Origin of the sequence: Microbacterium sp. AG157, assembly GCF_003385695.1 — a bacterium.
Lineage (GTDB): Bacteria > Actinomycetota > Actinomycetes > Actinomycetales > Microbacteriaceae > Microbacterium > Microbacterium testaceum.
On sequence record NZ_QRDK01000001.1, the window covers coordinates 981,010 to 999,078 of the forward strand.

Annotated in this window: 15 protein-coding genes and 3 tRNA genes; 13 read left to right on the forward strand and 5 right to left on the reverse strand. The window is 69.6% G+C overall.

Annotation, left to right across the window (positions count from 1 at the left end):
* Positions 1-89 precede the first annotated feature (89 nt).
* On the forward strand, positions 90-623 hold the full coding sequence (locus DEU35_RS04715) for an inorganic diphosphatase (protein ID WP_103206876.1): 534 nt from the start codon (positions 90-92) through the stop codon (positions 621-623).
* 60 nt (positions 624-683) lie between these two features.
* Here DEU35_RS04715 and DEU35_RS04720 read toward each other — a convergent pair whose 3' ends face one another.
* The gene (locus tag DEU35_RS04720; protein ID WP_116238728.1) at positions 684-2,126 is read right to left on the reverse strand and encodes a M23 family metallopeptidase; all 1,443 of its coding nucleotides are present in this window, start codon (positions 2,124-2,126) and stop codon (positions 684-686) included.
* A gap of 213 nt (positions 2,127-2,339) precedes the next feature.
* Here DEU35_RS04720 and DEU35_RS04725 point away from each other — a divergent pair.
* The 4 genes from DEU35_RS04725 (at position 2,340) to DEU35_RS04740 (ending at position 5,077) form a co-directional block, all read left to right on the forward strand.
* Positions 2,340-2,412 (forward strand) — tRNA-Glu (locus DEU35_RS04725).
* A gap of 30 nt (positions 2,413-2,442) precedes the next feature.
* A tRNA-Asp gene (locus DEU35_RS04730) sits at positions 2,443-2,516 on the forward strand.
* 64 nt (positions 2,517-2,580) lie between these two features.
* Positions 2,581-2,653 (forward strand) — tRNA-Phe (locus DEU35_RS04735).
* Between the two features lie 417 nt (positions 2,654-3,070).
* The gene (locus tag DEU35_RS04740; protein WP_258873325.1) at positions 3,071-5,077 is read left to right on the forward strand and encodes an MDR family MFS transporter; all 2,007 of its coding nucleotides are present in this window, start codon (positions 3,071-3,073) and stop codon (positions 5,075-5,077) included.
* A 71-nt stretch (positions 5,078-5,148) separates the two neighbouring features.
* Here the strand turns inward: DEU35_RS04740 and DEU35_RS04745 are convergent, their stop codons facing one another.
* The 3 genes from DEU35_RS04745 to DEU35_RS04755 form a co-directional block, all read right to left on the reverse strand.
* The gene (locus DEU35_RS04745) at positions 5,149-6,732 is read right to left on the reverse strand and encodes an AMP-binding protein (protein ID WP_116238730.1); all 1,584 of its coding nucleotides are present in this window, start codon (positions 6,730-6,732) and stop codon (positions 5,149-5,151) included.
* Between the two features lie 103 nt (positions 6,733-6,835).
* A complete protein-coding gene (gene chrA / locus DEU35_RS04750) occupies positions 6,836-8,029 on the reverse strand; it encodes a chromate efflux transporter (protein WP_116238731.1) in 1,194 nt (397 codons plus the stop codon).
* A gap of 41 nt (positions 8,030-8,070) precedes the next feature.
* Complete coding sequence (locus DEU35_RS04755; RefSeq protein WP_116238732.1) at positions 8,071-9,027, reverse strand: Gfo/Idh/MocA family protein; 957 nt, start codon at positions 9,025-9,027, stop codon at positions 8,071-8,073.
* A 107-nt stretch (positions 9,028-9,134) separates the two neighbouring features.
* Between DEU35_RS04755 and DEU35_RS04760 the strand changes: the two genes are divergently transcribed.
* The 8 genes from DEU35_RS04760 to DEU35_RS04795 all read left to right on the forward strand — a co-directional run bounded on the left by DEU35_RS04760 (position 9,135) and on the right by DEU35_RS04795 (position 17,485).
* Positions 9,135-10,289 carry a polysaccharide deacetylase family protein gene (locus DEU35_RS04760; RefSeq protein WP_116238733.1) on the forward strand — a complete coding sequence of 385 codons (1,155 nt, stop codon included), beginning with the start codon at positions 9,135-9,137 and terminating at the stop codon, positions 10,287-10,289.
* Positions 10,290-10,463: 174 nt separating this feature from the next.
* A complete protein-coding gene (locus DEU35_RS04765) occupies positions 10,464-11,591 on the forward strand; it encodes a glycosyltransferase family 2 protein (RefSeq protein ID WP_103206883.1) in 1,128 nt (375 codons plus the stop codon).
* Positions 11,592-11,632: 41 nt separating this feature from the next.
* Positions 11,633-11,890, forward strand: a complete 258-nt coding sequence (locus DEU35_RS04770; RefSeq protein WP_103206884.1) for a glutaredoxin domain-containing protein — start codon at positions 11,633-11,635, stop codon at positions 11,888-11,890.
* A 10-nt stretch (positions 11,891-11,900) separates the two neighbouring features.
* The gene (locus DEU35_RS04775) at positions 11,901-12,839 is read left to right on the forward strand and encodes a hypothetical protein (protein WP_116238734.1); all 939 of its coding nucleotides are present in this window, start codon (positions 11,901-11,903) and stop codon (positions 12,837-12,839) included.
* Positions 12,840-12,861: 22 nt separating this feature from the next.
* Positions 12,862-14,115 (forward strand): kynureninase, encoded by a 1,254-nt coding sequence (locus DEU35_RS04780; RefSeq protein ID WP_103207109.1) that lies wholly within the window; start codon positions 12,862-12,864, stop codon positions 14,113-14,115.
* Positions 14,116-14,177: 62 nt separating this feature from the next.
* Positions 14,178-15,935 (forward strand): sodium:proton antiporter, encoded by a 1,758-nt coding sequence (locus DEU35_RS04785; RefSeq protein WP_116238735.1) that lies wholly within the window; start codon positions 14,178-14,180, stop codon positions 15,933-15,935.
* Positions 15,936-16,028: 93 nt separating this feature from the next.
* On the forward strand, positions 16,029-16,781 hold the full coding sequence (locus DEU35_RS04790) for an SDR family NAD(P)-dependent oxidoreductase (protein ID WP_103206887.1): 753 nt from the start codon (positions 16,029-16,031) through the stop codon (positions 16,779-16,781).
* Between the two features lie 227 nt (positions 16,782-17,008).
* Complete coding sequence (locus tag DEU35_RS04795; RefSeq protein ID WP_103206888.1) at positions 17,009-17,485, forward strand: dehydrogenase; 477 nt, start codon at positions 17,009-17,011, stop codon at positions 17,483-17,485.
* Positions 17,486-17,519: 34 nt separating this feature from the next.
* On the opposite strand, the gene DEU35_RS04800 is transcribed toward DEU35_RS04795, so the two are convergent.
* Positions 17,520-17,912 (reverse strand): nuclear transport factor 2 family protein, encoded by a 393-nt coding sequence (locus tag DEU35_RS04800; protein WP_103206889.1) that lies wholly within the window; start codon positions 17,910-17,912, stop codon positions 17,520-17,522.
* Between the last annotated feature and the right edge of the window lie 157 nt (positions 17,913-18,069).

Here is an 18,069-nt window from a genome sequence, read left to right on the forward strand (position 1 = left end):
CCTCCACGGTAGCGGCGACCCGACGCGGCACCGTGGTCGCTCCCGGCTAGGCTGGGCCGCGGAAATCCACAGATCTAAGGAGCACGAGTATGGGCGCGTACGACGCCGTCATCGAGATCCCCCGCGGCAGCCGCGTGAAGTACGAAGTCGACCACGGCACTGGCCGCGTCTACCTCGACCGCATCCTCTACACGGTGTTCGGCTACCCCGCCAACTACGGTTTCTTCGAGAACACCCTCGGCGAAGACGGCGACCCGCTCGACGTGCTCGTGCTGCTCGACCGCGACCTCCACCCCGGCATCCTCGCCAAGGTGCGCCCCGTCGGCGTGCTCAAGATGAGCGACGAGGCCGGCGGCGACGACAAGGTCGTGGCCGTCCTCGCGAAGGACCCGCGTTGGGACCACATCCAGGACGTCGCCGACATCGACGAGTGGACCAAGAAGGAGATCTCGCACTTCTTCGAGCACTACAAGGACCTCGAGCCCAACAAGTGGGTCAAGGTCGACGAGTGGGCGGATGCCGCCGAAGCCGAGCGCCTCGTGGCCGAGGCCTTCACGCGCTTCGACGAGCACGACGCGCAGACCAAGACGCAGGGCTCGGGCGAGGCTCCCAACACGCTCTGAACAGCTACCCCCACGAGAAAACCCCCGGTCCTCGGACCGGGGGTTTTCTCGTGCGCCTGATCAGACGTCGACGCCGCGCCAGCGCAGCCAGGGCGCGGGGTCGGTGGTCCCGCCCCACGGCGGGTAGACCTCGAAGTGCAGGTGGCAGCCGAAGGAGTTGCCGGTCTGACCCGTCGCGGCGATCTGCTGACCGGCCTCGACGCGCTGACCGTACGAGACGTAGATACCGCCGTTGACGATGTGGCCGTACCCGGTGCCCGAGCCGTCGTCGTGAGCGATGCGGATGTAGTTGCCGAAACCGCCGTTGACGCCGGCGTAGGTGACGCGACCGGCCGCTGCCGCGTAGATGGGCGACCAGCAGCTGGCGCCGAAGTCGAGGCCGAGGTGCCAGGTGCTCGCGCAGTAGCTCGAGTTGCACTGCCCCGAGCGGGGGCCGTACCCCGACGAGGTGTAGGCCGACGAGGGTCGAGCCCAGCCGGATCCGCCGACGCTTCCGCCGCCGCCGCCACCACCGCCGCCGCTGTTACCGCCGCCGCCACCGCCTCCACCGCCGCCGCTGTTGTTGTTGTTGTTGGCGGCTTCCTGCTCGCGTCGGGCACGCTCGGCGGCGTCTCGAGCTGCGGCCTCTTCACGGGCCTTGCGCTCGCGCTCTTCGCGCGCCTTGCGCTCGGCCTCTACACCGGCCTGGTAGTCGGCCACCGTCTTGGCCGTGGTGTCCTGAAGGGCCGCGAGCTGCGCCTCGAGAACGGCCTGATTGGCCTGCTGAGCGGCGAGGGCTTCCTGAGCGGCTTGGGCCGCCTGCTGCGCCGCGGCCATCTTGTCTTCGGCGATCTTCCGCAGGCGATCGCGCTCGGCGCGCGCGTCGTTGGCCTGATTGCTGAGGTTCTTCGCGCTGTCGCGAGCGGCCACCGCGGCGGAGTACACCGACTTGTTGCGCTCGAGGAGCTTGTCCATCGTGCCGAGCTTGGCCAGCAGATCGTCGGCGGATGCCGCGGAGCCGGAGAAGAAGAGGTTGAGCGAGGTGTCGTCACCGCCCGAGCGGTACAGCTGGGCGGCGACCTTGCCGGCCTTGCTGGCGGCGTCCGTCGCCTTCGCGGCTTCGGCGTCCGCCTGCTGCTGGATGAGCTGAGCGCGGTAGTCGGCGTCCTGGTAGGCCTGCTGCGCGGCGTAGTACTCATCGGACCGGGCCTGCACCTCGGCCTGCGTCCGAGCGACCTCGGACTGCAAGCCCTGGATCAGCCCCTGGATGCGCGAGATCTCGCCGGCCTTCGCGGCCTCGTTCGCCTTGGCGGCCTGCACGTCGTCCCACGAGGGATAGTCGGCGGCCACGGCGGGGGAACTGAAGCCGGCCGTCGCCGCACCGAAGGCTCCCAGAGCGACGGCACCGAGGGCGCCGTACTTCAGGGCGCTGCGCCTATCGAAGGTGGGCCACAAACGCCGCTGCTCGCTGGCCGTGGGGGCGCAGCCGCAGTCGTCGGTCTGATCAGGGGGTACGAGCGTCACGGGCTACCTCATCTCACCGGGTCGCAACTCGGCTAACAGTAGCAACACGAGTCACACGTACAACAGAGCGAGTTCCCGCTGTCGCGGCCTAGTTTGCGCCGCCGACACGCGCGGGCGCGGGACGCCACGCCCCGAATTGGCAATCTCGACGGTTGTGAAGTAGGCTCGGTCGTCGGCAAGCGAGGATGAAACTGCAAGGTTTCAGGCTCATTCGGCCCCATCGTTTAGCGGCCTAGGACGCCGCCCTTTCACGGCGGTAGCACGGGTTCGAATCCCGTTGGGGTCACTCTCCGGTGAAGTACAATTGAAAATGCATGGCCCTGTAGCGCAGTTGGTTAGCGTGCCGCCCTGTCACGGCGGAGGTCGCGGGTTCAAGTCCCGTCAGGGTCGCTCCATAGCGACGGGCCTTCTTTCGAGGAGGCCTTTTGTCTAGGAAGCGGCAGACATGTCGCTCGGCTCTGTAGCTCAGTTGGTAGAGCGCACGACTGAAAATCGTGAGGTCACGGGATCGACGCCCGTCGGAGCCACGGTCCCTCATGAGGCTTCTACTCATGGGGGACTTTTTCGTTCCCGGATGCCGCTCTGCGTCGGCATCCCCCTTTCGCGGCGCTCCGCCGCCTCGTGAGCCAGCGTCGCGCGCTGCGCCGAAAACAGGCGGCGTGCTGAGACGAGGCCGTTCCGCGCGACAACGCGCTGTTCCAGCGGCTTCCCCCGTTCTCGCGACGACACCGCTGGCGCCGGCGATGGACGGCCGCATAGGGTTCGCACAGTCGTGGGTGGTTTCGGTCATCGTCGGACGGCGCTACTATTAGTTGACTTTTAGCAAACACCTGGCGCCCGACTGAGCCACCCCGAGCCGTCCGCCAGGCCTTCTCCTGAAGAGGCCTCCGATGTCAGACATCACTCGAACCAGACGCGCCCATACGACCGCGACCGACACGGTCATGACGCACCGCATGATCATGTTCGTGATCTTCGGCCTCATGGCCGGGATGTTCCTTTCCGCCCTCGACCAGACCGTCGTCGGCACCTCGATCCGCACGATCGGCGACGACCTGCAGGGCCTGAGCCTGCAGGCGTGGGTCACCACGGCCTATCTGATCGTGTCGACGATCTCGACGCCCATCTACGGCAAGCTCTCCGACATCTTCGGTCGGCGCCCCCTGTTCCTCATCGCGATCCTGATCTTCATCATCGGTTCGGTGCTCGCGAGCTTCTCGACCTCGATGGTCGAGCTCGCGGCCTTCCGTGCCATCCAGGGCCTCGGTGCCGGCGGCCTGATGTCGATGCCGCTCGCGATCATGGGCGACATCCTGGCCCCGCGCGAACGCGCGAAGTACCAGGGATACTTCCTCGCCGTCTTCGGCATCTCCAGCGTCATCGGCCCCCTCGTCGGCGGACTGTTCGCGGGCGCCAGCCAGATCCTGTTCATCACCGGATGGCGCTGGGTGTTCCTCATCAACGTGCCGATCGGCATCGTCGCATTGGCGATCGTCTGGCGGTTCCTGCACATCCCGAAGCAGCCGCGTCACTCGGTGCGCATCGACTGGTGGGGCGCCACGACCGTCATCGTCGCCCTCGTCCCGCTCCTGCTCGTGGCCGAACAGGGCCGCGAATGGGGCTGGGGCTCGCCGATCGCGATCGCCTGCTACGTCGTCGGTGCTCTCGGCATCCTGGCCTTCGTCATCGCCGAGACCCTGATGAAGGACGACGCGCTCATCCCGCTCAAGCTCTTCCGCTCCCCCACGTTCTCGATGGCCACGATCATCGGGGTGCTCGTGGGCTTCGGCATGTTCGGCGCGATGCTGACGCTGCCGTTGTATCTGCAGCTCGTGCTCGGCTCCTCGCCCACGCAGAGCGGGTTCGAGATGCTGCCGATGATCCTCGGCCTCATGATCGCCTCGATCGCGAGCGGCCAGATCATCGCCCGCACCGGCCGCTATCGCATGTTCCCGATCCTGGGTACGGCGCTGATGTCGGTGGGCTTCTTCCTGCTGACCTTCTTGAAGTACGACAGCCCGTACTGGCACGTCGCGATCGCGATGCTCGTCATCGGCCTCGGCCTCGGGCAGCTCATGCAGACGCTCACGATCGCCAGCCAGAACTCGGTGGGTCTGCGCGACATGGGTGTGGCGACGAGCGGCTCGACGTTCTTCCGTCAGATCGGTGGAACGCTCGGCACCGCCGTGCTGCTGTCGCTGCTGTTCACGCTCATGCCGTCGAACATCACCGGCTCGTTCGCCGACCGCGCCACGCTCACCGACGCCCTCGACGCCGCTCTCGACCCGACGGTCGCCTCGGCTCCGGCGAACGAGAAGATCATGTCGAGCATCTACACCCCGATCGTGTCGAAGATCGTCGACGGTACGACGTCGCAGCTGCAGGCGGGTGTGCAGCAGGCTCAGGATGCCGCGACCCAGGCCGTCGCGCAGCAGGTCTCCGCCGGTCGCATCCCGGCGTCGGCGCAGGCGGCCGCCACCCAGGCCGCCGTCGCTCAGGCCGTCGCCGCCGCGACGACGCAGATCCAGCAGCAGGTGCCGGTCGCGCGCGTCAGCGCGGACGGCACGGTCACCCTGGACTTCTCGGATGCCACGCAGCGCGCGGCCTTCGTGGACACGGCGGCCACGACGATCGAGGATCAGTTCGCCGCCGGCGATGAGAACACGTCGGTCGGCGGCTCGACGCTCGACGACACCTCGTTCCTGGTCGGTGCCGACGCGCGCCTGACCAAGCCGTTCCTCGTCGGCTTCAACTCCTCGGCGACGACGGTCTACTGGACCGCGATGGGCGTCGTGCTGCTGGCCTTCGTGCTCTCGCTGTTCTTCCGCACCCCGCCGCTGCGGGCGAAGTCGGCCCTTCAGGAGGCCGCCGACGAGCGCCGCGGCAAGGACGACGAAGACAAGCGCGCCGAAGAGGCCGCCGCTCAGACCGGAGCGCTCATCGCCCCGTAAGGGAGCAGCGAAGAAGGGCGGGTCGTCTGAAGACGCCCCGCCCTTCTTTCGTACCCGCGCGGCCCGCCGGCTCAGGCGGCTTCGCGTGCGCGCAGGTCTTTGCGCAGGATCTTGCCCGACGTCGACTTGGGGATCACGTCGATGAACTCGACGCGGCGCACCTTCTTGTGCGGCGCGACCTCTCCCGCCACGAAGGCCATCACGTCGTCAGCGCTCAGGCCCGAGTCGGGAGCCGCCACGACGAACGCCTTGGGGATCTCCTCGCCGTCGTCGCCGCGCACGCCGATGACCGCGGCATCCTGGATCTTCGGGTGCGAGAGCAGCAGCGCCTCGAGCTCTGCGGGCGCGATCTGGTAGCCGTGGTACTTGATGAGCTCTTTCAAGCGGTCGACGATGGTGAAGTAGCCGTCGACGTGGTGCACGCCGATGTCGCCGGTGTGCAGAAACCCCTCGTCGTCGAGGGTCTCGGCGGTCGCGTCGGGGCGGTTCAGATACCCGAGCATCACGTTGGGCCCGCGAACCCAGATCTCCCCGGGGGCGGTGAAGCCGTCGTCGCCGTGCTCGTCGAGGTCGGCGCCGGTCTCGGGATCGACGAGCCGCGCGTCGCAGCCCGGGATGAGCACCCCCACCGAGCTGACGGGCATGTCGGAGCCCGCGGGGATCGCGTGCGAGACGGGGCTCAACTCGCTCATGCCGTAGCCCTGGTAGAAGCGGGCGCCGATCCGTCGACCGGCGGTCTCGGCCGTCTCGCCGTCGAGAGGGGCCGCCCCCGAGAACACGCTGTGGACGCGGGAGAGGTCGAACTGGTCGACTGCCGGATGCTTCGCGAGGGCGACGGCGATGGGCGGGGCGATGAAGAGGAAGGTGCAGCGGTGGTCCTGCACGGTGCGGAGGAATTCCACGAGATCGAACCGCGGCATCGTGACGAGCGTCGCGCGTTGACGAAGCGCCAGGTTCAGCAGCACCGTCATACCGTAGATGTGGAAGAACGGCAGCACGGCGAGCACCCGGTCGTCGCGGCCGATCTCGATGACCGGCCGGCACTGGTGCACGTTGGCGACGAGGTTGCGGTGCGAGAGCATGACGCCCTTGGGCACGCCGGTCGTCCCCGACGAGTACGGCAGCACGGCGATGTGGGTCGCGGGGTCGAAGTCCACCTCGGGCGGGGTGCGCCCCTCGCCGAGCAGCGAGCGAAGGTCGGGGTGGCCCTCGGCGCCGTCGAGGACGATCACCCGGTCGTCCGGGATGCCGACGGCTCGCGCGGCCTGATGGGCCTGCGGCAGCAGCGGCGACACGGTCACGAGCCAGGTGGCCGCGGCATCCGTCAGCTGCTTCTCGATCTCGTTCGCCGTGTAGAGGGAGTTGATCGTGGTGATGATGGATCCCGCACGCAGGATGCCGTGGAACACGGTCGCGAAGGCGGGAACGTTGGGGCAGAGCATCGCGACCACCGTCTCGGTGTCGGCGCCCCGAGCGGCCAGGGCTCCGGCGAAGGCGTCGACCTGCGCGCGCAGGGCGCGGTACGAGGTCTCGGCTCCGGTGGCGGGGTCGATGAGCGCGATGCGACCGAGGTCGGACTCCGCGAGGGAACCGAAAAGATAGTCGTAGATGCTCTGGTCGGGGATCTCGATGCTCGGGTACGGGCTCTGGAACACGGTTCTCTCCCTCGAAAACTGCCGCGGCGACGGTGCCGTGGGCTCATCCTGGCATCCGTGGGACGCGGTGTCATCCCGGACGGGACCGGCTCTCGGCGGCCGCTCAGGTGACGGCGAGCGCCACACCTCCGGCCGCGCCGACGAGCACCACCGCCCACGCGGGAACACGGAACGCCGTGAGCAGGACGAAACCGACCACCGCGAGCACCACGGGCCCGGGGCCGGTGACCGCCGTCGTGAAGACGGGCGTGTAGAGAGCAGCCCCCAGGATGCCGACGACCGCCGCCCCCGCGCCGCGCATCGCCGCTCGCACGCGAGGCCGGTCGCGCACCGCATCCCAGAAAGGCAGCACGCCGACGAGCACGAGGAAGCCGGGCAGGAAGATCGCGAAGAGGGCGATCGCCGCACCGGTGAGGCCGCCGGGGCCCACGGACGACACCGCACCCAGATAGGCCGAGAAGGTGAAGAGCGGGCCGGGCACCGCTTGAGCTGCGCCGTAGCCGGCGAGAAACGCCGGGGGTGACACCCAGCCGGTCTCGACGACCCCGGCCTGCAGCAGGGGAAGCACGACGTGACCACCCCCGAAGACGAGGGCGCCGGAGCGGAAGAAGGCATCGACGAGCGCGGCCGTGTCCGACCCCGTGGCCGCCGCGAGGACCGGAAGCCCCAGCAGCCCGACCGCGAACAGGACGAGGCACGTCACGGCGACAGCCCGGGGAACGCCGAAAGACGGCAGCGCGGGCGAGGACGCCGCGGGCGCGCCGCGCAGCAGGACGAGCCCGGACAGCAGACCGAGGGCGAGGGCACCGAGCTGCCCCGGCGCTCCGGGAAGCAGCAGCGCGAGGGCGAGGCCCGCGACCGCGATGCCCGCACGCGGCGCATCGGGGGTGAGGGTGCGCGCCATGCCCCACACCGCCTGCGCGACGATCGCCACCGCCACGATCTGCAGCCCCGCGATCATGCCCCCGGCGACCGGTCCGCCGAGCAGCGCCGCTCCCCCGGCGAACGCGACGAGAAGGACGGCCGAGGGCAGGGTGAAGGCGACGAAAGCGGCCAGCGCTCCGAGAGCCCCGGCGCGATGAAGGCCCATCGCGAAGCCCACCTGGCTCGACGCGGGGCCGGGGAGGAACTGGCAGAGCGCGACCAGGTCGGCGTAGGCGCGGTCGTCCATCCACTTCCGCCGCACGACGAGGTCGTCGCGGAAGTAGCCGAGGTGCGCGACCGGCCCACCGAACGAGGTGACGCCGAGGCGCAGGAACGCGAGGAACACCTCGCTCACTCGGCCGGATCGTCGCATTCGCTCATCCTGACCCCGCCGCGGAAACGGCGGGTGAATGGTCACACCGACGCAGACCCCAGGATCTCGTCCACCAGCCGCAGGGTGAGGCCGGTGAGACGCTGATCGTCCGAGATGTCGGCCCCGGCCACGGCGTCACGGAACCGTTCGACCTCGCCCACCATCGGGGTGGCCGGCGCCTCGACCTCGATCCGCTCGACATCGCCCTCGCGCGGGGTCAGGGTCAAGCGTCGGGGCGCGTCGATCGCGTCGATAGACAGCGACGCCTCCTCCCCCTGCATCTCGCTCGGCAGGGCGGTGTCGGTGATCTTCGACCACGCGATGTCGGCGATGAAGCCGTCGTAGGCGGCGAGCGCGCTCCCGAGCCCGTCCGTTCCCGAGGCGATGCCGACCCGGACGCCGTCGATCGAGCGCGGGGCGCCGAAGAGCCGCACCAGAGCGTGCAGTGGATACACCCCGAGGTCACGGAGCGCGCTTCCGCCCAGGGCGGGATCGAAGATGTTCGTCTGCTCTCCCGCGAGCACGTGGTCGTAGCGCGCCGACCGCTTCTCGTACCGGAACGAGACGCGGCGGAGCGTTCCCAGGCGCGGCAGTAGCCGGCGAACCGCGTGCAGTCCCGGGTCGTACCCCGAGCGCATCGCTTCGAGCAGAACGACGCCGCGCTCGCGAGCGTGCGACACCGCGACCTCCCACTCCCCCGCCGACAGAACGGCGGGCTTCTCGACGAGCACGGGGATGCCGGCATCCACCGCTTCTCGCACCTGCTCCGCGTGCAGCGCGTTGGGACTGGCCAGGTAGACGGCATCGACGTCGGGGGCTGCGAGGAGCGCCGTGAGGCCGACGGCGGTTCGGGGCGCCCCGATCGTGTCGGCGAAGGCTCTCGCGCGCGCTTCGTCGCGAGAGGCCACCCGCGAAACCTCGACACCCTCGACCGCGGCGACCGCCTCCGCGAAGCGCTCGGAGATGGAACTGGTCCCGACGATGCCGATGCGAATCATGCCTTCATCATCCCGCGAGCGCCGCGCCGGAAAGCACCGTCGTTCACGGAGGCGACCGTCCGCGTCGATAGGATCGCGCCGACTCACCCGTCCGAGCCCGAGGCACCATGAACACCACCCGAGCCGAGCACCGCCGCCGTGCCTCCCGCCGCCTTCGCCGAAAGCGCGTGATCAGCGCGGTCATCGCCGTCGCCCTGGTCGGAGCCGGCATCTGCGCCGTCGCCCTGACCCTCGGCCCCGAAGCGCCCCCCGCCACCGACGAGGCCGTCGCGAGCGCGACACCTTCGGAGACCCCGACGCCGACGCCCACCCCCCTCACCCCCGCCCAGGCCCTGCTGGCCACCTCGACCGATCCTCAGTCGTGCGCGGTGTCGTTCGCGGGAGACGGGATCGCCCTCGATCCGCAGCTGCAGACGCAGGGGGTGCGCTACCAGAACCTCCCGATCCCCCGCGCCGAGGGGCGCGTCTTCGCCGGGTGGTACGACGCGGCGGCCGACGCCGCCGCGATGACGCAGACGGCACGGCTGAACGGCGCCGACCTCGTGACGTGCACCGATCGGCAGCGGACGCTCCACGCGGGGTGGACGACTCCCGAAGCGAACACGGCAGAGGCCGCCGGAATCCCGATCCTCATGTACCACCAGTTCACGCGGAACCCGAAGGGCGAAGACAACTGGTTGCGGCTGAACTACGCCTACGTGGGCGACTTCGACGCGCAGATGGCGCACATCCAGCAGTCGAGGTTCTACCTGCCGACGTGGGACGAGCTGAGCGCCTTCATCGACGGGAAGCTCTACCTGCCGAAGCACTCGGTGATCATCACCGACGACGACGCCGACAGCACGTGGCTCGAGATGGCCGCCCCCATCGTCAACGACCGGAAGCTGCTCACCACCTCGTTCGTGATCACTTCGGCGCGCTCCGAGGGCCCGCCCAATCCCTTCGTGCTCCAGCGCTCGCACACCCACGACATGCACCGCGCCGGCGCCAACGGCAAGGGGCGGATGGTCAACGACGACGCCGACACGATCGCCGCCGACCTGAATCGGTCGGCGCAGGTCCTCGGCGCGAAGGAAGTCGTGGCCTACCCCTTCGGCCACTACAACGACACGACGAAGGAAGGGCTGCGTCGCGCTGGTTTCGAACTCGGTCGCACCATCGAGCACGGGTACGTGCGCATCGGTACCGATAAACTCGCACTGCCTGTCATCCGAATGAATTACGGAATGACGGTCGACGATCTCGTAAAAGAGATCGGTTGACCCTCGGATGACGGAGAGCGCCATCGGAAATGTCCCCGTCACGGGCGCTTTCCTAGGGCGCACTGAGGGAGGCATCCGTGATCTCCCAGGTAAGTACGCCAGACTTTCAGACTGGGCACGCGTCGGCCGGTCTGCGCTGTTCACTTCTGTCTCACCGAGAAAACGCGAGCATCTATGGACCTTTCCGTCATCGTTCCGACCTTCAACGAAGGTCCGAACGTCGCCGAGCTCGTCCGACGAACGACCCACGCGCTGCTCGGTCGCACCATCGAGGTCATCTTCGTCGACGACTCGACCGACGACACCCCCGACGTCATCCGAGCGGTCGCGGCAGCATCCGACATCCCCGTCCGCCTGATCCACCGTGACAACCCCGTGGGCGGCCTCGGCGGCGCGGTGGTCGAGGGTATCCGCGCGGCGGAGTCCGATTTCTGCGTCGTCATGGACGGCGACCTGCAGCACCCGCCCGAGGTCATCGCCGACATGCTCGCGCGCGCCGAGGTGGGCGACGCCGATGTCGTCGTCGCCTCGCGGTACGTCGCCGGGGGCACCTCCGACGGGCTCGCCAACGCGGTGCGCACCGCGGTATCGCGCGCGTCGACGCTGCTGACCAAGGCGATGTTCCCGCGCAAGCTCAACAACTGCACCGATCCGATGACGGGCTTCTTCCTCGTCGACCGCCGCACACTCGAGATCGAGACGCTGCAGCCGCGCGGTTTCAAGATCCTGCTCGAGATCCTGGCCCGCAAGCAGATGCGCGTCGTCGAGGTCCCCTTCTCGTTCGCGCCCCGCTTCGCCGGTGAGTCGAAGGCCTCGTTCAGTCAGGGCATGCGCTTCCTCGTGCAGCTCACCATGCTGCGTTTCGGCCGCATGTCGGCGTTCGCCGTCGTCGGCGGCCTCGGCGCCCTGGCCAACCTCGCGATCATGTGGGCCCTGCAGGCGTTCGGCGTGCAGTACCTGATCGCCGCCGTGATCGCCAGCATCGTGACGATCGTCGCGAACTTCATCGCGCTCGAGTACCTCGTGTTCGCCGACATGCGCGCCGAGTCGGGGCTCATGCGGCACCGCTTCATCAAGTCGTTCACCTTCAACGGCGTCGAGGCGATCATCCGCATCCCGGTGATCTGGGTCCTGGTCAGCCAGGCGCACATGCCCAGCGTCATCGCCGCGGCGCTCACGCTGATCGCCGCCTTCGTGGTGCGCTTCGTCTTCCACGCGCTGGTGGTCTACGCACCCAAGAAGAGCCGCGTCGGCAAGGCCGTGCGCGCCATCGAGCCCCTCGAAGACGAAGTCACGGCCTGACTCGCGGCGCCGCTCACCGCCCCGCGGCGTACGCTGGACGCATGTCCTCCGACGCACCCATCCGTATGTTCGGCGCCGACTGGTGCCGCGATTGCATCCGCACCAAGAAGCAGCTCGACGAGCTCGGCATCGACTACGAGTACATCGACCTCGTGGCCGACCCCTCTGCCGCCGACGTCGCGAAGGAGATCTCGGGACGCACCAGCATTCCCGTGGTCGTCTACCCCGACTCCAGCCACCACGTCGAGCCGTCGAACGCCGACGTCGAGAGCAAACTCCGCGAGCTGTCGCTGATCTGATCGCGTCGGCGTGACTCTCTCCGCCGCGTGGCCCGTGCGCCGCGCGCTCACCGCCGAGGCGGGGAGCGCGTTGCCCGCGTTCGTCGATCACCACGTGCACCTGCATCTGATCGACTCCGGGTCTCTTGCTCGGCGAGGGATCGCCGCCGTCGTCGACCTCGGCGGCGATCCCGCCGCTCTCGCTCGCCGGCCCGAGGGCCTCCCCCGCATCGCGTTCGCCGGCGCCTTCCTCACCGTCCCCGGCGGGTATCCCGACGGCCGCTCCTGGGCGCCACGGTCCGTCGTGCGGTTCGTGACCGACGCCTCACGGCATCCGGGGGTCCACGACGGAGCCCGGACAGCCGTCGACGAGCAGGCGGATGCCGGAGCCAAGGTCATCAAGGTCGCGCTCCATGCCGACGCCGGGCCCGTGCTCACCGACGAGGCTCTCGCGGCCGTGGTCGCCTCGGCCACCGAGCGGGGTCTTCCCGTCGTCGCGCACGCGCAGGGACCGGGTCAGGTGGACCGCGCGATCGCGGCCGGCGTCTCGGTGCTCGCGCACACGCCGTTCGACGCTCCCGTCTCGCGGCGGACGCTGGCTCGAGCCGTCGCTGCGGGACAGGCCTGGATCTCGACGCTCGACATCCACCGCGGCGCCGACCGCGAGCGGGCGATCGCCAACCTCCGCGCGTTCGCCGCGCGGGGTGGGCGCGTGCTCTACGGGACCGATCTGGGCAACGGCTCCCTCCCCGTCGGCGTGAACCGGCGCGAGCTTCTGGCACTGACCGCCGCGGGCGTGCGCGGCGACGCCCTCGTGGCCGCGCTCACCGACCCGTGGCCCCGCACGACCCCCCTCGACGCCGTATCGACCTTCGTCGCCGGCGATACCCCCACCGACGACGACGAGGTCGCGACGTGGCTGAGCCACGCGACCGTCGTCCCGACCGAGGAGCTGACCCGTGTCGACTGACCCCTCCCCCGACTTCGGCTCCGTGGACCGACTCGAACTCCCCCACCACTCGTTCGAGGCCGAGGCGCAGCGGCTCGACGCCGCCGACGCCCTGGCACCTCACCGCGACGCGTTCGTCGGCAGCGACAGCTCGCTGGTCTACTTCGACGGCAACTCGCTGGGCCGACCGCCGCGCGCCACCGCCGAGCGCCTCGCGCGCTTCGTCACGGAGGAGTGGGGCGGGCGCCTCATCCGCGGGTGGGACGAAGCGTGGATGGAGCTGCCGTTCGTCATCGGCGATCGGATCGGGGCACTGGCGCTGGGCGCGGCATCCGGTCAGACGGTCATCGGCGACTCGACCACCGTGCTCTTGTACAAGATGCTGCGCGCGGCCCTCGACGCGCAGACGGCCCGTGACCCGGAGCGTGTCGAGATCGTCGTCGGACGCGACGACTTCCCCACCGATCGCTACCTCGTCGAAGGGATCGCCGCCGAGCGCGGAGCGCGCGTGGTCTGGATCGACGTCGATACGACACGGGGAGTGGATGCCGACCTGCTCCGCGCCGCCGTCGGTCCCCGCACCGCAGTGGTGCTGCTGAGCCACGTCTCGTACCGCTCGGGCTTTCTCGCCGACGGTGCCGAGCTCACCGCCGTCGCGCACCGCGCCGGCGCGCTCGTGCTCTGGGACCTCTGCCACTCGGCGGGTTCGGTTCCGGTCGAGCTCGACGCGTGGGGCGCCGATCTCGCCGTCGGCTGCACGTACAAGTACCTCAACGGCGGGCCCGGGTCCCCCGCCTTCGCGTACGTCGCCGCGCGTCACCACGCCGCACTCACCCAGCCGGTGCAGGGGTGGATGGGTGCCGCCGACGTCTTCTCGATGGGCCCGTTGTACCGACCCGCCGACGGCATGCGCCGCTTCCTCTCGGGCACCCCTCCGGTGCTCGCCATGATCGCCATGCAGGACACTCTCGATCTCCTCGACGACGCCGGTATCGGCGCCGTGCGCGCGAAATCGGTCGCACTCACCGAGTTCGCGGTGCGGGTGGCCGACGGCATCCTGAGTCCGCTCGGCGTGCGCCTCGCGTCGCCGCGCGACGCGGCCGAACGCGGGGGGCACGTGACGCTCTCGCACCCGGCGATGCGGGCCGTGACGGCTCGCCTGTGGAAGGGCGACGTCATTCCCGACTACCGCGATCCGCACGGGCTGCGCATCGGTCTCTCGCCGCTGTCGACGAGCTTCTCCGAAACCCTGACCGGCATGCGAGCCGTGGCCGAGGCGGTGCGCGCCGAGAGCTGAGGTTCAGCGGGGTGCTGTCTCATCGATCGGGACCGCGGCGCACGGAGGGCTAGCCTCGAAGGATGATCGATCCCCTCCTCCTCGTCCTCTCCGGGGTGGTGGTCGTCGCTCTCGCCACGGTGATCGGGCCGCGCTTCAACGTCGCGGGCCCCCTCGTCCTTCTCGCGATCGGCGCGGGAGTGAGCCTGCTGCCGTTCGTCGCGCCCTTCTCGGTGAACCCGGAGGTCATCCTGGTCGGGGTGCTCCCGCCCCTGCTCTACTCGGCGGCGGTGCAGCTGCCCGCCATCGAGTTCCGCCGCGATTTCGCCCCCATCGCCGGACTCTCGGTGGTGCTCGTCGTGTTCAGCTCGCTCGTTCTCGGACTCTTCTTCTGGGCCGTCATCCCCGGTCTCGGTCTCGCCCTGTCCATCGCCCTGGGGGCCATCCTCAGTCCCACGGATGCCGTGGCCACCTCGATCGCCAAGCGCCTGGGCATCTCGCCGCGCGTGGTGACGATGCTCGAGGGCGAGAGCCTGCTGAACGACGCCACCGCGCTCGTCCTGCTGCGCACGGCCGTGGCGGCCGTGGCATCCGGTTTCGCGTTCGGCGACGCCCTCGCCGACTTCGCCTGGGCCGTCGTCATCGCGCTCGTGCTCGGCGCGGCGATCGGGTGGGTGAACCTGCGCGTGCGCGAACGCGTGTCGAACTCCGCCGCGAACACCGCGCTGAGCTTCACGATCCCGTTCCTGGCCTATCTGCCGACCGAGCACCTGGGCGGGTCGGGCCTGGTCGCGGCGGTGGTCGCGGGCATCGTCACGGGCCAGGGAGCCGCGCGGCGGTTCACGCCCGAGCAGCGCATCAGCGATCGCCTGAACTGGCGCACGGTCGAGTTGATCCTCGAAGGCGGCGTCTTCCTCGTCTTCGGTCTCGAGCTGAAGGACATCGTCGTCGCCAACCTCAGAGAGCACGAGGGCCTCTGGCACGGCACCTGGCTGGCGCTGTCGGCCCTGGGGATCGTGCTGCTCGTGCGCGCACTCTACGTGACGGGCCTGATCGGGCTCCAGGCCCGGCGCAGCCGCCGTCACCCCCGGCACCAGGATCGGATCGAGGGGGCGCAGCAGCGCCTCGACCGCTTCGAAGAGGCCTACCGCGAGGCACCGGAGCAGTTCGGCGAGCGCGGCGCCGACCCCGCACGGACCGAGCGCCGCATCGGATGGATGCGCTCGCGCATCGCACGTACGATGGCGGATCTCGACTACTACCGCGACTCCCCGTTGACCGCGCGCCACGGCACGGTGATCGTGTGGGCGGGTATGAGGGGCGTGGTCACTCTGGCCGCGGCGCAGACTCTCCCCGAGGACCCGAACATCCAGCGCCCCCTACTGATCTTCGTCGCCTTCCTCGTGGCGCTATTCAGCCTCGTCGCGCAGGGGCTGACGCTATCGGCGGTGGTCCGGACCGTGGGTCTCAGCGGCGAGGGCGGCGAGGGGCCGTCGCGAGACGAGCAGCGCGCCCTGAGCGCGGAGCTCCGGGATGCCGCGATCTCGGCGGTGCAGTCGGGCGCGCTCGCCCGACAGAACGGCGAGCCCTTCCCCGCCGACCTGATCGAGCGGGCGGGCGCACGCCTCGTGCAGCCTCCGAACGAGGACGACGACGCGACCGCGCGAGTGCGGGATCTGCTCGAGCTCCGACTCGCCTCGATCGAGGCGATGCGCACGCGACTCGATGACCTGAGCCGCGACGGACGCTTCAGCACCGCGGCACTCCGGCACGCCCTCGCCGAGCTGGACGCCGACCAACTGAGCCTCGAACTACGCATCGACGATGGCGCCGACGGCTGAGGCGGAATACCGCGGCCCGCCTGACGGTTTCCGTTCACGCGCATGCGGTCATCGCGAGAGCCGTGGTGACTCGACGGCGGGAGAGAAGTACCCATGAGCAGGTTCGATCGGAAAGTCGCCCTCGTCACCGGCGGCGGGAGCGGAATCGGAGCCGCCATCGCGCGGCAGCTCGGCGCAGAAGGCGCGTCGGTGGTCGTCACCGACATCAACCTGGATGCCGCGGAGCGCGTCGCCCAGGAAATCACCGTCGTGGGCGGGACCGCCTCGGCCTTCGCGCAGAACACCGCGAAATGGCAGGACTCCGAGTCGGCCGTCGAGTTCGCCAAGAAGACATACGGCGGACTGCACCTCGCCGTGAACAACGCCGGCATCGGTGCCGCTCCCCAGAACATCGGCGACTACGACGTCGAGGCCTGGGACCGCGTGCGCGCCGTCGACCTCGACGGTGTCTTCTACGGCTTGAAGTTCCAGCTTCCCGCGATCGTCGCTTCCGGAGGAGGGGCGATCGTCAACATGGCATCCGTGCTGGGTTCCGTGGGCATCGCGCAGAACGCAGCCTACGTCGCGAGCAAGCACGCCCTCGTGGGACTGACGAAGGTCGCGGCGCTGGAGTACACCGCCCAGGGCGTCCGCACGAACGCCGTCGGCCCGGGGTTCATCGACACCCCGCTGGTGCGCTCGAGCCTGTCGCCCGAGGCGTTGACCCACCTCGAGAGAGAGCACGCCACGGGCCGTCTCGGCACCGACGCCGAGGTGGCGGCGCTCACGCTGTTCCTCCTGAGCGACGACGCCTCGTTCATCTCCGGCAGCTACCACCTCGTGGACGGCGGCTACTCGGCTCACTGAGGCGGTCGCCTGCGGACCCGTCGTGCGCGTCGCGGCGGGCCCGCGGTGCGTCTGCCCGCGGCCACGTGCCACACGCTCGGCCGAACCCGTGTCCCACTTTGTGTCGCCTGGAGGCACGCTGAGCCGCACAATCCGGGACATACAGCGACAAGAACGGGACATGGCGTCTCGGGGCAGGGACGGGCCGATTCGCAGGGTCGTGCGGCAGAATGGACGCGGAGGTTTCCATGAGCGATCCGATCCCGACGATGCCGTCATCCGCGGATGCCGCCGGGACGAGTCCCGTGCCGCTCGCGCACGCAGCGGCGGAGTGCCCGAAGTGCTTCACCGAGCTGCAGAGCGACCGCGACTGGTGGCGTGCACGCCCCGCCGGTTCGCGGCTGGTCGGCCTCGTGGTCTCGCGCCCCGACATGGAGACCGTCAAGCAGCAGCGCGACGATCTCACCCGCTTCGGCGTGCCGATCGAGGGCTTCCGTCACCCCGCGCCCGAGACCCTCGAGGGATGGTCGAAGAGACTCGACCGGTTCTTCGGAACGCTGACGCGCGGTGACGTTCTCGTCGTCGCGAGCGTGCACGCTCTCGGCCTGACGCGCGAGGACGAGACGCGTGCCGTCGCGGACCTTCGTCGACGCGGCGTGATGGTCAAAGTCCTCTCTCACGGCGATCGCCACCTGCACGACGCGACCCTTCCGCCGCGCGGCTGAGGCCGCCGTCTCCGCCCGATGGGGTGGGCGGTGATCAGGAGGGATCGCTGACGCGCCCCGCGTCGAACGTCTGGCGCACCTCGGCGGTGTCGTAGACGATGTGCAGCGTCTCGATGCGTCCGTCGGGGGCGAGTTCAGCCACATCGACGACCGTGAACGGCGCGGGGGAACCGTCGGCCAGCACCCAGTCGAACCGGAACCAGAAGCTGAGGATCGGCGCGCCCGAAAGATCTCTCATCACGCTGCGCAGCGTGAGCTTCGACGATTGCGTGTCGGCGAAGAGGACGGGGTAGAAGTTCTCGGGTGCGAGCGTCCCGTACAGCGGCGAGTTCACTCGGGCCTGCGGCGCGAACAGCGCCAACACCGCCTCGAGGTCGGCGTTCTGCAGAGCGGCGAGATAGCGATCGACGAGTTCACCGGGAGTCATCTGGGGCGGTTCCTTTCTTCACAGCGTTCGCAGGTCCCGGCGATGACGTCACGACCCGACGTACCGCACAGGATGCTCGGCGGTCACCGTCGAGCCCGCCGCGACCAGGTCGGCCGGAGTACCCGCGAAAACGACCGTACCGCCGTCGCGGCCCGCA